This is a genomic window from Pseudoduganella aquatica (genome assembly GCF_020865585.1).
In the GTDB taxonomy this organism is placed as follows: domain Bacteria; phylum Pseudomonadota; class Gammaproteobacteria; order Burkholderiales; family Burkholderiaceae_D; genus Rugamonas; species Rugamonas aquatica_A.
In genome coordinates this window covers 6682634-6695931 of the sequence record NZ_CP086370.1, presented here as the reverse complement: position 1 = coordinate 6695931, position 13298 = coordinate 6682634, and the positions used below count along the sequence as shown (strand labels likewise).

The 13298-nt window shown below is 64.4% G+C and carries 16 protein-coding genes; 8 read left to right on the top strand and 8 right to left on the bottom strand.

The genetic code is table 11. The annotated features are described in order from the left end of the window. Positions 1–58 precede the first annotated feature (58 nt). Positions 59–616, top strand: coding sequence for a glycine zipper 2TM domain-containing protein (locus KT882_RS30855; RefSeq protein ID WP_161071022.1), 558 nt, complete (start codon positions 59–61; stop codon positions 614–616). A gap of 39 nt (positions 617–655) precedes the next feature. After that, positions 656–1774: an acyl-CoA dehydrogenase family protein gene (locus tag KT882_RS29905; RefSeq protein ID WP_161071021.1), complete on the top strand. Its 1119-nt coding sequence runs from the start codon at positions 656–658 to the stop codon at positions 1772–1774. A gap of 6 nt (positions 1775–1780) precedes the next feature. On the opposite strand, the gene KT882_RS29900 is transcribed toward KT882_RS29905, so the two are convergent. Continuing rightward, positions 1781–2743, bottom strand: a complete 963-nt coding sequence (locus tag KT882_RS29900) for an HD-GYP domain-containing protein (protein WP_228894013.1) — start codon at positions 2741–2743, stop codon at positions 1781–1783. A gap of 216 nt (positions 2744–2959) precedes the next feature. On the opposite strand from KT882_RS29900, the gene KT882_RS29895 reads away from it, so the two are divergent. Further along, positions 2960–4120 (top strand): AraC family transcriptional regulator, encoded by a 1161-nt coding sequence (locus KT882_RS29895; protein ID WP_228894012.1) that lies wholly within the window; start codon positions 2960–2962, stop codon positions 4118–4120. Positions 4121–4170: 50 nt separating this feature from the next. On the opposite strand, the gene KT882_RS29890 is transcribed toward KT882_RS29895, so the two are convergent. The 4 genes from KT882_RS29890 to purB all read right to left on the bottom strand — a co-directional run bounded on the left by KT882_RS29890 (position 4171) and on the right by purB (position 7563). Continuing rightward, complete coding sequence (locus KT882_RS29890; protein WP_161071018.1) at positions 4171–4737, bottom strand: YceI family protein; 567 nt, start codon at positions 4735–4737, stop codon at positions 4171–4173. Between the two features lie 41 nt (positions 4738–4778). Continuing rightward, entirely contained in the window at positions 4779–5333 is a 555-nt protein-coding gene (locus KT882_RS29885; RefSeq protein ID WP_161071017.1) for a YceI family protein, read from the bottom strand. Between the two features lie 33 nt (positions 5334–5366). Further along, entirely contained in the window at positions 5367–5903 is a 537-nt protein-coding gene (locus KT882_RS29880; protein ID WP_161071016.1) for a cytochrome b, read from the bottom strand. Positions 5904–6186: 283 nt separating this feature from the next. Continuing rightward, entirely contained in the window at positions 6187–7563 is a 1377-nt protein-coding gene (gene purB, locus KT882_RS29875; RefSeq protein ID WP_161071015.1) for an adenylosuccinate lyase, read from the bottom strand. 132 nt (positions 7564–7695) lie between these two features. On the opposite strand from purB, the gene KT882_RS29870 reads away from it, so the two are divergent. Both KT882_RS29870 and KT882_RS29865 read left to right on the top strand, forming a co-directional pair. Continuing rightward, positions 7696–8304 (top strand): glutathione S-transferase family protein, encoded by a 609-nt coding sequence (locus KT882_RS29870; protein WP_161071014.1) that lies wholly within the window; start codon positions 7696–7698, stop codon positions 8302–8304. After that, complete coding sequence (locus KT882_RS29865) at positions 8304–8696, top strand: hypothetical protein (protein ID WP_161071013.1); 393 nt, start codon at positions 8304–8306, stop codon at positions 8694–8696. The genes KT882_RS29870 and KT882_RS29865 overlap by 1 nt, the downstream gene beginning before the upstream one ends. A 4-nt stretch (positions 8697–8700) precedes the next feature. Here KT882_RS29865 and bfr read toward each other — a convergent pair whose 3' ends face one another. Next, complete coding sequence (bfr, locus tag KT882_RS29860; RefSeq protein ID WP_161071012.1) at positions 8701–9171, bottom strand: bacterioferritin; 471 nt, start codon at positions 9169–9171, stop codon at positions 8701–8703. Between the two features lie 202 nt (positions 9172–9373). Between bfr and KT882_RS29855 the strand changes: the two genes are divergently transcribed. After that, positions 9374–10054, top strand: coding sequence for a Fe2+-dependent dioxygenase (locus KT882_RS29855; protein WP_161071011.1), 681 nt, complete (start codon positions 9374–9376; stop codon positions 10052–10054). Between the two features lies 1 nt (position 10055). Here the strand turns inward: KT882_RS29855 and KT882_RS29850 are convergent, their stop codons facing one another. Together KT882_RS29850 and KT882_RS29845 are read right to left on the bottom strand one after the other, a co-directional pair. Further along, on the bottom strand, positions 10056–10706 hold the full coding sequence (locus tag KT882_RS29850; RefSeq protein ID WP_228894011.1) for an energy transducer TonB: 651 nt from the start codon (positions 10704–10706) through the stop codon (positions 10056–10058). 23 nt (positions 10707–10729) lie between these two features. Beyond that, positions 10730–10936, bottom strand: a complete 207-nt coding sequence (locus KT882_RS29845) for a (2Fe-2S)-binding protein (protein WP_161071009.1) — start codon at positions 10934–10936, stop codon at positions 10730–10732. A gap of 195 nt (positions 10937–11131) precedes the next feature. On the opposite strand from KT882_RS29845, the gene KT882_RS29840 reads away from it, so the two are divergent. Both KT882_RS29840 and feoB read left to right on the top strand, forming a co-directional pair. Beyond that, entirely contained in the window at positions 11132–11404 is a 273-nt protein-coding gene (locus KT882_RS29840) for a FeoA family protein (RefSeq protein WP_161071008.1), read from the top strand. A gap of 3 nt (positions 11405–11407) precedes the next feature. Next, complete coding sequence (feoB, locus tag KT882_RS29835; protein WP_228894010.1) at positions 11408–13297, top strand: ferrous iron transporter B; 1890 nt, start codon at positions 11408–11410, stop codon at positions 13295–13297. Position 13298: the final 1 nt, after the last annotated feature.

Below are 13298 nucleotides of genomic sequence, written 5' to 3'. Positions count from 1 at the left end.
TTCTGGCGCGTTATCACCGTATCGGCGCGATTGTGCGCCTGTCCTACGGAGAATAAAAATGGAAAACACCTCGACCACCACCCGCATCCACCCGCTGATGGCTGTTGCCGCCGCCTCGGTCACCATCGCCAGCCTGGTCGGCGCCGCCGCCTTCGCCGGCTTGCTGCCCGGCACAAAACACAGTGTGGAGACCGCGCCCGTCACGGCGGCGGTGCAAGCAGGTTCGCCGGCCGAGCTGAGCACGGCTGCGCCGGGCGCGCTGGCTGCGCAGCCGGCTGCTGCACCGGCACCAGCAGCAGTCCCCGCACCGGCGGTCAAGGAAGTGGTGCATCACAAGACCGTGGTGCATCATGAATACGCCAAGCCTGCGCCGCAGGAACAGGCAAGCCAGCAGGTAGCCCAGCAGCCTGCGCCGGCCCCGGCCCCTGCTCCGGCGCCGCAGAACAGCGCGCTCGGCATCGGCATCGGCGCGGTGGTGGGCGGCCTGGTGGGCAACCAGGTGGGCGGCGGCAAAGGCCGCACGCTGGCCACGGTGGCGGGCGCCATCGGCGGCGGCTACATCGGCAACGAAGTGGCCAAGCGCAATCAGGCCGGCACGCCGCCTGAGCAGAAATAATGCGAGAATGCTGGGCTTAGCCACTGCGCCTAGCCCAGCATGACCGATACCGCCGCACCTTCCCGCCATCCCTTTGCTGCGCCGCTGGCCGGGCGCGACGCGCAGCGCATCCTGCGCCATGCCGCCGCCGCCGACGCGGCGCGCTTCCTGCACCCCGTCCAGCAAGCCTTGCTGCACCGGCGCGGCTGGCTGAAGATGCTGGCGCCGCGCAGCTGCGGCGGCGCCGAGCTGGCCCTGCCGGACGCCGTGCGGCTGGAAGAAGCGGTGGCCGCCGTCGACGGCAGCATGGGCTGGGTGCTCACGCTATGCGCCGGCGCCGGCTGGTTCGCCGGCTTCCTGCCGCCGCAGACGGCGCGCGCCATCATCGGCACGCGGCGCGTGTGCGTGGGCGGCAGCGGCGCGCCCACCGGGCATGCCGAGCTGGAAGGCGAGGGCTACCGCATCACCGGCCGCTGGGACTACGCTAGCGGCGCGCCCATGGCCACCCATTTCACCCTGAACGCGGTGCTGCGCGAACACGGCCGGCCCCTGCTCGACGAGCACGGCGCGCCGCGCATCCGCGCCTTCATCATCCCGGCGGCGCTGGTGCGGATGGAGCCGTCGTGGGGCAGCATAGGCATGCGCGCCAGCGCCTCGCACAGCTACCGCGTCGACGGCCAGTGGCTGCACCGCGACCACGGCTTCGCCATCCGCCCGGAAGCGGCCACGTCGCCCGGGCCGCTGTACCGTTTTCCCTTCTATTCGCTGGCTTTTGTCACCTTGGCGGCCAACGTGGCGGGCATGGCCGCGCACTTCATGCAGCTGGCCCGGCCCGCCATGAGCCGCCGCAAGCATTCCATGTCCGGCCTGCCGCTGCTGGAGGCGCCCGGCGTGGCGGAACTGCTGAGCAGCAAGGAGCAGGCCTACGGCGCGGCGCGCGCTCATTTCTATCAACTGCTGGACGATGCATGGGCGCAGGTGGCGGCGGGCGCGCAGCTGGATGCTGAAGGCGCCGGCTCGCTGCAGGCGGCGTCGCTGGCGCTGGTGGCCGTGTCGCGCCAGGCGGTGGATGAACTCTATCCCTACTGCGGCCTGTACGCGGCCCATGAGGGCAGCGAAATCAACCGCGTCTGGCGCGACTTCCACACCGCCAGCCAGCACTCGCTGCTGCTGCCCTGAAACCGTTCAAGCTCCCTGCGGTTCGCTGGCGCAGGTGAAGTGCGCGGCCGGCGTGATGCCGAGGCAGCGCACGAAGGCGGCGAACACGGCCGGATCGAAATGGCCGTCGCGGGTCCAGTCCGCCATGCGGCGCAGCGCGTCCGGCGGACTCCACGGCGCCTTGTAGGGCCGGTGCGAGGTGATGGCGTCGTACACGTCGCACACGGCGCCCATGCGCGCCTCCAGGCTGATGGCGGCGCCGGCCTGGCCGGACGGGTAGCCCTGGCCGTCGTAGCGCTCGTGGTGGTGCAGGCAGATATCGTTGACCACGGCCGGCAGGCCGCCCGCCGCGCACAGCAACGCATGGCCCGCCACCGGGTGCAGCTTCACCGCTTCAAACTCTGCCTTGCTCAGCCGGTCCGGCTTGTTCAGGATTTCGGACGGCACCACCGCCTTGCCGATGTCGTGCAGCAGGCCGCCCAGGCCGCATTCGCGCACCGCGCCGGCCTCCATGCCCATATGCTTCGCTAGCGCTACCATCAGGGCGCACACTGCCACCGAGTGCATATAGGTGTAATCGTCGCTGCTGCGCAGGCGCACCAGGCTCAGCATGGCGCCGGGGTGGTGGGTGATGGAACCGATGATGTCCTCCACCACGGGCAGCGCGGAAGATACCGCATCGGGCAATGCCGAGGGGAGCGAGTCCGGCAGCTGGGCGGCGGCCTGGCTGGCCGCTTCGAACAAGCGGCTGACCGCTGCGCGCGAACGCGCCACCAGCTCGACGGCTTCCGCGTGGCCGTCGCCGATGCCGATGCCCTTGCTGGTGTCTATCCACATTTCCTTCACTTCGCCGCCGTGGATCCGGGCCAGCATGGCCGCGTCGCGTATCAGGAAGGCGCGCTGCCAGAACGGATGGGCGTACCAGCTGCCGCACAGCTGATGGACGTACATGCCGATGCGGGCTTGTTCGCGCGTGATTTTCTTGAGCATGTCCGGCATCTTTCAATCGCGTCAGATCAGTATCAAGGCGATCACGAGCAAGCCCCAAAGGCAGGCTCGGATAACAATCATCGAATTGATCAATTGCGAAACCGGCCGGCAATGCCGGCCGGGTTATTTAATGATATTTGTAAAATACAGGATACAAATTGTTAAGTCTTTTGATATGCAATGCTATAATTTTTAGCTGGTTCAGTTGGCGCTGAATTGTACGAAAGACCAATATACTTCCTTTTTGGAAATACTCATAGGTCTATGCCGGACATTCTTCAGGTCAATTCAGGACAGGTCAACAGAGAGATGAATCAGTCAGTACCCAGCCCATCCACGCCTCCCCCGCCGCCCGCGCCCTACAGCCACGGCGTGCGCTGCTACCCCGCCCACCTGGTGGTATTCCTGCTCGGCGAGCTGGAGCGGCGCGGCGTGCCGGCAAGGCTGGCGCTGGCCGGCAGCGGCATAGGCACAGAGGAGATCCGGGTGGCGTCCACCCGCTTTTCCGTGCTCCAGATGCAGGCCGTGCTGCGCAACGCCATCGCTTACGCGCCGAGCATTTCGCTGCAAGTGGGCACTTGCTTCAACGCCTCCGCCTGCGGCATTTTCGGCTTCGCCCTGCTGAGCAGCCCCAGCCGCATCGCGCTGCTGCAGACCGTCCTCAAATACAACCGCCTGATTGATCCGCTGACCACCATGCGCTATGCCGGCAGCGGCGGCTGGGCCAAATGGGAATTCGAGCCCAACCTGGCTTGCGCGCCGACCGATCCCTTATACCAGTTTATTATTGAATTGAAGATGTCGTGTTTTAAATCCATGACGCGGGATTTATATGGCGAGGGGTTTGAATTTAATAGTATCCGCTTGCGCTTTTCCGCGCCGCCGCATGCCTGTGATTATATGGAGTTATTTAACTGCGATATATTCTTTGAGCAGGAAAGAAATGAAATCGTTTTCAACGAAATACAGACGGTAAAACAGCGTCCCGAAGCGGACGCCATTACCCACGCCATGCTGCTGGAATTGTGCGAGCAGTCCTTGCAGAAGATGACGCGCAACGCCACCGCCGCCGGGGCGGTGCAGACGATATTGCTGGGCTGCGCGGGGGCGTTTCCGAATATAGACGAGATTGCGCAGGAACTGGCCGTCAACGCGCGCACGCTGCGCCGGCGGCTGGAGGCGGAGGGCACCACTTACAGTGAAATCCTGTCGCGCCACCGCATGCAGCTGGCGCTCAGTTATTTAAAGACCAGCGGCCTGAGTAATAATGAGATCGCGGCGCGGCTGGGTTATAGCGACGCCACCAATTTCCGGCGCGCATTTGTTTCCTGGGCTGGCGCGCCGCCCAGCCATTACCGGCCGTCCAAAAACGACTAGCCCCCGCGGCCTTGCGGCGGCGGGGGCGGGCACAACAGCGGCAGCGCGGCTTATTCGGCCTTGATCGCTTCCACCTGGATGGCCAGCTTCACTTCCGGCGAGAAGTTGGGCAGGCCGTAGTTCAGGCCGAAATCGCTGCGCTTGAATTCGGCGGTGGCGTCGGCGCCGCACACTTCACGCTTCAGGCGCGGGTGCATGATGCACTTGAATTTGCTCACGTTCAGGGTGACCGGCTTGGTCACGCCCAGCAGCGTCAGATTGCCTTCCACCGCCACCAGCTTGTCGCCGTCGAACTTGAGCGAGCTGCTCTTGTAGGTCACCTGCGGGAACTGCTCGACGTTGAACATTTCCGGCTTGCGCGCGTGCGTGTTCATGGCTTCCAGGCCGAAGTCGATGGACTTGGCGTCGATCACGATGTCCAGGCTGCCCTTCTTGGCGGCGCGGTCCAGCTGCACCGTGCCGGTGGTCTTGCCGAACTTGCCGCGCCAGACGGACAGGCCCATGTGGTCAGCCTCGAAGCTTGGGTAGGTGTGGTTCGGGTCGATGTTGAAGGTGTCGGCCATGGCCGAGGTGGCGCTGGCGGCAATCAGGGCGGCAATCAGGAACTTGAATTTCATTGTGTCTCCGTCTGGATGGATGGGGGGGCTGCTAGTGCGAATTACGGTGCTGCCACTACATGGAACTTGATCGTAACATCATCGGCCACCATGCCGGTGTCCTTCCACTCGCCTTCGCCGATATTGAAGGCCAGGCGCTTGATCGGCAGGGAGCCGTCGAAGACCTGGTTCTTGCCGTCGGCCTTCACGGTCAGCGGGAAGCTCACGTCGGCCGACTTGCCCTTGATGGTCAGCTTGCCGCTGACGGTCAGCTTGCCGGCGCCGGCGCTCTTGATGGCGGTGGAGGTGAAGGTGGCTTTCGGGAACTGGGCCGAGTTGAACCATTCCTTCTTCGCCACTTCCTTGTTCATGTCGGCGTCGCCCAGGTCCATGCTGGCGGTGTCGATTTCCACCGTAGCCTTGGAGGCTTCCGGCGTGGCCGCGCTGTAGTCGATGACGATGTTGTGCTTCTTGAATTTGGACTCGATCGGCACGTTCATCTGCTTGAAGGTGGCCGACACGGTGGACTTGGCGGCGTCGGTCTTGAGGACGGCGGCGCTGGCGGCCAGCGACAGGCCCAGCAGGGAAACGAGTACGGCGCGTTGCGTGGTGTTCATGGTGACTCCTGGGTAGGTGGAAGGTTAAGGTGCTTATTTGCGCAGGGCCGGCAGCATGCGCTTGAGCACGTCGTCGCGGTCGATGAAATGGTGCTTGAGGGCGGCGCCGGCGTGGGCCAGCACGGCGGCGGCCATGGCCATGTTCAGCCAGTAGTGGATGGGCTTGAACAGTTCCTTCAGCTCGGGCGTGCCTTCGAACAGGGCGGGGATCTGCCACAGGCCGAGGTAGACCACCGGCACGTTGGCGGCCGTGGTGTACAGGTAGCCGGAGACGGGCACGGCGAACATGAAGAAGTACAGCGCGTAGTGCATAGTGTCCGCCGCCATGACCTGCCATTGCGGCATGCCGGCCGGGTGCGGCGGCGGCACATTGGCTTTGCGCCACAGGATGCGCACGGCAGCGAGCAGCAGGACGGTCACGCCCATCCACTTGTGCCAGGAGTAGTACTTGAGTTTGGTCGGCGAGAAGCCTTTGATATCCACCATCGTCAGCCCCAGGAAGAAGGCGGCGATGATCAGGATGGCAACCAGCCAGTGCAACAGCATTGCGGTTTTTGAGTAGCGTTCCATCGGTGTCTTTCAGAAATTAGTACGTGTTAGGACTAATATACCAAAGAAAACTGAATCGCGCTTAAGACTACCTTAGATTGGGGGATGTTGCGGAAGCGGCGGGTTACGCGGCGTTGCCGCTAACCCGCCCTACGCCTCATTGAGGAATTCATTCCGGTGGCGCCGAGGCCCGATGAACCGGCCGGTGCGCGGTGGCACCGCGTTGACGGAATTCCATTCATGAGGCGTCGAGGTCCGTAGGGCGGGTTAGGCGCGCAGCGCCGTAACCCGCCACTGCCGGCGTTTAGATGGCTTTGGCCAGCTTGTCCGCGATGCCGATGTAGTTGGACGGCGTCATGGCCAGCAGCAGGTCCTTGGCGTCCTGCGGGATCGCCAGGCCGGTGATGAAGTCGCGCAGCGCTTCTTTCGAGATGCCTTTGCCGCGGGTCAGCTCTTTCAGCTGCTCGTACGGGTTCTCGATGGCGTAGCGGCGCATCACGGTCTGCACCGGCTCGGCCAGCACTTCCCAGCTCGCGTCCAGGTCGGCCGCCAGGCGGGCTGGATTGACTTCCAGCTTGTTCAGGCCGCGCAGGCAGCTGTCGTAGGCCAGCAGGGTGTAGCCGAAGCCCACGCCGATGTTGCGCAGCACGGTCGAGTCGGTCAGGTCGCGCTGCATGCGCGACACCGGCAGCTTCTCGGACAGGTGCTTGAGCACGGCGTTGGCCAGGCCCAGGTTGCCTTCCGAGTTCTCGAAGTCGATCGGGTTGACCTTGTGCGGCATGGTCGAGGAACCGATTTCGCCGGCCTTCAGCTTCTGCTTGAAGTAGCCCAGCGAGACGTAGGTCCAGATGTCGCGGTTCAGGTCCAGCAGGATGGTGTTCACGCGCGCGAAGGCGTCGAACAGCTCGGCCATGTAGTCGTGCGGCTCGATCTGGATGGTGTAGGGATTGAACACCAGGCCCAGGCGCTGCTCGATCACGTTCTGCGAGAACGCCGCCCAGTCGAACGACGGGTAGGCCGACAGGTGGGCGTTGTAGTTGCCCACGGCGCCGTTCATCTTGCCCAGCATTTCAACCTGCTCGATGCGCTTCACGGCGCGCTGCAGGCGGGCCACCACGTTGGCGAACTCCTTGCCCAGCGTGGTCGGCGACGCGGTCTGGCCGTGGGTGCGCGACAGCATGGGCAGCTCGGCGTTGACGTGGGCGATCTCGGTCAGCTTGGCGATCACGGCCTTCAGCGACGGCAGCATCACGCTGTCGCGGGCGTCCTTCAGCATCATGCCGTGCGAGGTGTTGTTGATGTCTTCGGAGGTGCAGGCGAAGTGGATGAACTCGGAGGCGGCCACCAGTTCCGGCACGTCCTTCACTTGCTCCTTGAGCCAGTACTCGACGGCTTTCACGTCGTGGTTGGTGACCGCTTCGATTTCCTTGATGCGGGCGGCGTCGGCTTCCGTGAAGTCCGACACCAGCTTGTCCAGCAGCGCGGTGGCGGCGGCGGAGAAGGGCTTGATCTCGGCAAAACCGGCTTGCGACAGCGCTTGCAGCCAGTTGATCTCGACCTTCACGCGGTTGTGCATGAAGCCGGACTCGGACAGGATGGGGCGCAGCTTGTCGGTCTTGGAGGCGTAGCGGCCATCGAGCGGGGACAGGGCCGACAAAGTGGAATAAGGCGTAGTAGTCATGGAGGCGGGAAGCAAGGTTAAGGAAGACGGTGCAGTCTGCCATTTTACCACCGGCGCGCGCTGCCACGCCGCCGGCGCCCGCCCGCAGGCGGCAATGTTATACTGGCCCCACCTTCTTCCTTGTTGGCCCCTATGAAACTTATTGGTTCCCTTGCCAGTCCGTATGTGCGCAAAGTGCGCGTTGTGTTTGCAGAAAAAAAGCTGGATTACCAATTCGAGCTGGAAAACGTGTGGGTGGCCGAAACCCGCATCAATGAGGTGAATCCGCTGGGCAAAGTGCCTTGCCTGATCATGGAAGACGGCCAGGCCATGATCGACTCGCGCGTGATGGTGGAATACCTCGACACGCTGACGCCGGTGTGCAAGCTGCTGCCGCCCAACGGCCGCGACCGCGCCGACATCAAATGCTGGGAAGCCCTGGCCGACGGCGTGACCGACGCCGGCGTGCTGATGCGCCTGGAGCGCGCCCAGCGCCCGCCCGAGCAGCAGAGCGAGGAATGGATCGCGCGCCAGAGGAAAAAAGTGGAGCTGGGCCTGGCCGAGATGGCGCGCAAGCTGGACGAGTCGCCCTATTGCGCCGGCATCCACTACTCGCTGGCGGACGTGGCCGTGGGCTGCTGCCTGGGCTGGCTGGCCTTCCGCTTCCCCGAGATCGACTGGCGCGGCGCCCATCCCAACCTGGCGCGCCTGTACGACAAGCTGTCCGAGCGGCCTTCCTTCCGCGACACCGTGCCGCAGTAATGGCCATCGTCTTCAGCGGCCCGGCGCAGCACTACCAGGTCCTGAACTGGCGCGGAGACGAAGACGAGCCCGCCGTGTTCAACGCGCTGCGGCAGGCCGATACGGTGCTGGTGGACGAGCAGGAATTGCTGCAGCTGTTCGCGTGGTACGCGCACGTGGCGCCGGAGGCCGTGCCGGAGCTGGGGCCGGACTTGGAACTGGAAACGGCGCAGGCTTGCGCCGAGCTGATAGGGAATTTTTCTTTGCGCGGAATGATCGTCGCGCTGGGCGCGCGCGGCGCGCTGCATATCGGCGCGGACGGCGCGCGGCAGGCGGCGCCTGGCGTGGACGCCTCCGACCAGGAAGCGTTTGCCGCCGTCCACATGAACGGCGGCGTGTTCAGCCGGAGCTGAGAGCTTACTCAGCCATCTGGCTCTGCAGATAGTTCTGGATGCCGATCTTGGCGATCAGGTCGATCTGGGTTTCCAGCCACTCGATATGTTCTTCGGTGTCGTCCAAAATCATCAGCAGCAGGTCGCGCGAAACATAGTCGCCCACCTTCTCGCTGTGGGCGATGCCTTCCTTCACGGTCTTGTGCGCGCCCACTTCCAGCTTCAGGTCCAGCGCCAGCATTTCCTCGGTGTTCTCGCCTATCATCACCTTGTGCAGGGCTTGCAGGTTGGGCAGGCCTTCCAGCATCAGGATGCGGTCGATCAGTTTGTCGGCGTGCTTCATCTCGCCGATCGATTCTTCGTACTCTTTCTTCGCGATCTTCTCGAAGCCCCAGTGGCGGTACATGCGCGCATGCAGGAAGTACTGGTTGATGGCGGTCAGTTCGTTGGTCAGCTGTGCGTTCAGCAGACGGATTACTTCGGTATCACCCTTCATGGGAAGCCTCTTCTTATCTGGTTGTTGGTGCGGGAAATGCCGCCATTCTGCCACGAACGCCCCCATATCTGTAAGTAAAACATGAAAAAACGATCAGATAATAGTGGTGGTGAAAACGCTGTTGGAAGTGCGAACAATAATCATTTACATTAAATGCGCACAGGGCGGATAATACCGGCTTTGCCCCAGCAAGGACCTAGCCATGATGCTGCACATCCCCGGCGTGCTGACGCCGGACCAAGTACGCCAATTTCGCCAGCGCCTGGCGCAGACCGACTGGGTGGACGGGCGCGAAAGCGTGGGTGCCCAGGGTGCGCAGGTCAAGCGCAACCGCCAGCTGGCCGAAGGCTCGCCGCTGGCCAAGGAGCTGGGCGACATCGTGGCGCGCGCGCTGACGGCCAGCCCGCTGTTCTTCGCGTCCGCGCTGCCGCTGCGCGTGCTGCCGCCCTACTTCAACAGCTACGCCGGCGGCGAGCAGTACGGCCTGCACATCGACGGCGCCGTGCGCACCGACGGGCGCACGCTGCAAACCTTGCGCGCCGACGTCTCCACCACGGTCTTCCTCAGCGATCCAGAGGAATACGAAGGCGGCGAACTGGTGGTGATGGATTCCTATGGCGCGCACGAAGTGAAGCTGCCGGCCGGCGACGCCATCGTCTACCCGTCCAGCAGCGTGCACCGCGTGATGCCGGTGACGCGCGGAGAGCGGGTGGCGTCCTTCCTGTGGAGCCAGAGCATGGTGCGCGACGACGCCAAACGCGCCATGCTGTTCGAGCTGGACCAGAACATCCAGAAACTGCGCGCCCAGCACGGCGACAGCGAAGCCGTGGTCGGCCTCACCGGCCACTACCACAACCTGCTGCGCATGTGGGCCGAGCTGTAGGTCAGGAAAGCTGGAAGTTGATGGGAACGAGGACGTAGACGGCGACCGGCTTGCCGTCTTCCATATAGGGCTTGAACAGGGTGCGCATGGCGGCGCTGCGTCCGGCTTCGTCCAGGTTGCCGGAGCCGGACGATTTCTGGATGGTGGCCTGCTCGGGCAACCCTTTTTCGCTGATCAGCACGCGCAGCATGACCACGCCCGATTCGCCCAGGCGGCGCGAGATGGTGGGGTAGACCGGCGCCGGCGGTCGCACATATTCCACGCCCTGCACCAGCCTTGGCGCCGAAGGCGGAGCCGGCGGCGCGGGCGCGGCCTGCTGCGGCTGCGCGCTGGCCGGCTCGCTGGCCTTGTCATTGCTGCGCGGCTGGGCCGGCGGCAGCGTGATGGTGTTGTCGACGGTGATATTGAGCAGCGGCAAAGGCGGCGGCGTGATGGCCGGGGCTTGCTGCAGTACGGGAACGGTCTTGGCAGGCGGCGCCGGGGGCGGCGGGGGAGGGGTGACGAACGATACCGTCACGACTTGCGGCAGCACGGCATGCACGGCGTCGCGCAGCATGCCTGTTTGCAGCAGGTAGAACAGCCCTGCGTGAATGGCGACGATCGCCGAAAATTTTCCCAGCTTTGCCAGCCCCAGTGCTTGGGGGGCATCCATCGTCATCGCATTCATCGCGCTCCTTAAGTGGTCAAGGAGGGCCGCTTCAAAACTGTTTCGTTGATACGGCCCACGTGTTCGAGCAGGATCTCCTCGGCGGTCGAGGCGCACTGGCCGCAGCACGTGGCCAGGCCCAGGTCGGCGCGCAGTTCGTCCATGGAGGTGATGCCCAGTTCTATGGCTTGACGGATTTCGCGGTCTGAGATGTTGTTGCAGATACAAACAATCATTGCGTTACCTTCTGGCTGGATTTCGATGTTGATCCGTCATTTTTAATAGTTTCTTAATGAGAATCATTATCACTACGGTTCCCATTCTGCCGCAGTCCGGCGTACAATGCAAGCAGTTCCTGCAAATCCAACTCATTCGCATTTAGCCTTATAATGGCCGCACAGAAATTCATCACCGACCCGACTGGAAGCCCCATGACGCAAGCGCCCCCCCTGACCCAACTCGACACGCTGGAGACCGGCCGCAGCGCGGTGGTGGTGCATGTGGCGCCGGGCGACCCAGAGCAGGTGGAGGACGGCGCCGACCTGGCGCGGCGCCTGATGGAGCTGGGCTTTGTGCCGGGCGAGCGCATCCGCATGCTGAAGCGCGGCATGCCGGGCGGCGAGCCGCTGGCCATTAAAGTAGGCAACTCCACGTTCGCATTGCGCCGCTTCGAGGCCGCGCTGATCTCTATCCAACCGGAATAAATAATGGGTGCAGTAGACAAACCGGCGCAGGCCGTAGCGCAGGCGCCGATGGTGGCGCTGCTGGGCAATCCCAACTGCGGCAAGACGGCGCTGTTCAACCGCCTGACCGGCGCGCGCCAGAAGGTGGCCAACTACGCCGGCGTGACCATAGAACGCAAGGAAGGCCAGTTCACCTCGCCGGACGGCCACGCCTTCCGCCTGCTGGACCTGCCGGGCGCCTACTCGCTCAAGGCCCATACGCCGGACGAGGCCATCACGCGCGACGTGGTGGCCGGCCTGCGCGCCGGCGAAGCGTCGCCGGACGTGGTGGTGTGCGTGGTGGACGCCACCAACCTGCGCCTGAACCTGCGCCTGGTGCTGGAGATCCAGCGCCTGGGCTTGCCGATGCTGCTGGCGCTGAACATGGTGGACGTGGCCAGGAAGCGCGGCATCGAGATCGACGCCGCCAAGCTGTCCCAGGAGCTGGGCATGGCCGTGGTGGAAACCGTGGCGGTGACGGCGGGCGGCGAAAAATCGCTGCTGCGCGCGCTCGACGGCATGTGGCCGCTGGCCGCCACCCAGGCCCGTCCGCTGGCCGCCATCGACGCCGTATCGGTGGAAGAGACCCAGCGCGAAGTGCGCCGCATCCTGTCCGTGGTCAGCAACGACAGCCGCGACAAGGGCAACCTGAGCGAAAAAATCGACGACGTGGTGCTGCACCCGGTGCTCGGCCCCATCATCCTGGCGGTGCTGATGTTCCTGGTGTTCCAGGCCGTGTTCACCTGGGCCGCGCCGGTGATGGAATGGATCAAGGACACGGTGGACGGCGGCGGCGGCCTGCTCAAGGAGCACATGGCCGACGGCGTGCTGCGCAGCCTGCTGGTGGACGGCGTGATCAGCGGCGTGGGCAGCGTGCTGGTGTTCCTGCCGCAGATCCTGATCCTGTTCTTCTTCATCCTGATACTGGAAGACTGCGGCTACCTGCCGCGCGCGGCCTTCCTGCTAGACCGCCTGATGGGCGGCGTGGGCCTGTCCGGCCGCGCCTTCATCCCGCTGCTGTCCAGCTTTGCCTGCGCCATTCCGGGCGTGATGGCGGCGCGCACCATCCAGAACCCGCGCGACCGCCTGGTCACCATCATGATCGCGCCGCTGATGACCTGCTCGGCGCGCCTGCCGGTGTATGCGCTGGTGATCGCCGCCTTTATCCCCGAACGCGAAGTGTGGGGCGTGCTCAGCCTGCAAGGGCTGGTGCTGTTCGTGCTGTACTTTGCCGGCATCGTGTCCGCCATGGCGGTGGCCTGGTTCATGAAGCGCACCATGGGCGGCAAGAGCAAGCAGCCGCTGATGCTGGAACTGCCCAGCTACCACTGGCCGCATATGCGCAACCTGGCCATCGGCCTGTGGGAGCGCGCCAAGATCTTCCTGACCCGCGTGGGTACCGTGATCCTGACCTTGATGGTGCTGCTGTGGGCGCTGAGCAGCTTCCCCGGCGCGCCGGAAGGCGCCACGCATCCGGCCATCTACTACAGCCTGGCGGGCCTGCTGGGGCGCGGGCTGGAATTCGTGTTCGCGCCCATCGGCTTCAACTGGCAGATCTGCATCGCGCTGGTGCCGGGCATGGCCGCGCGCGAAGTGGCGGTGGGCGCGCTGGGCACGGTGTACGCGCTGTCCCAGACCGGCGACGCGCTGGCCTCGCAGCTCGAACCCATCCTGTCGCAGACCTGGTCGATGGCCACGGCGCTGTCGCTGCTGGCGTGGTACGTGTTTGCGCCGCAGTGCCTGTCCACCCTGTCCGTGGTGCGCCGCGAGACGGGCAGCGTGCGCTACTCCTTCATCATGGCCGGCTATATGTTTGCGCTGGCCTACGGCGCCTCCTTTATTACCTACCGCGTCGCACTGATGCTGGGAGCCTGAT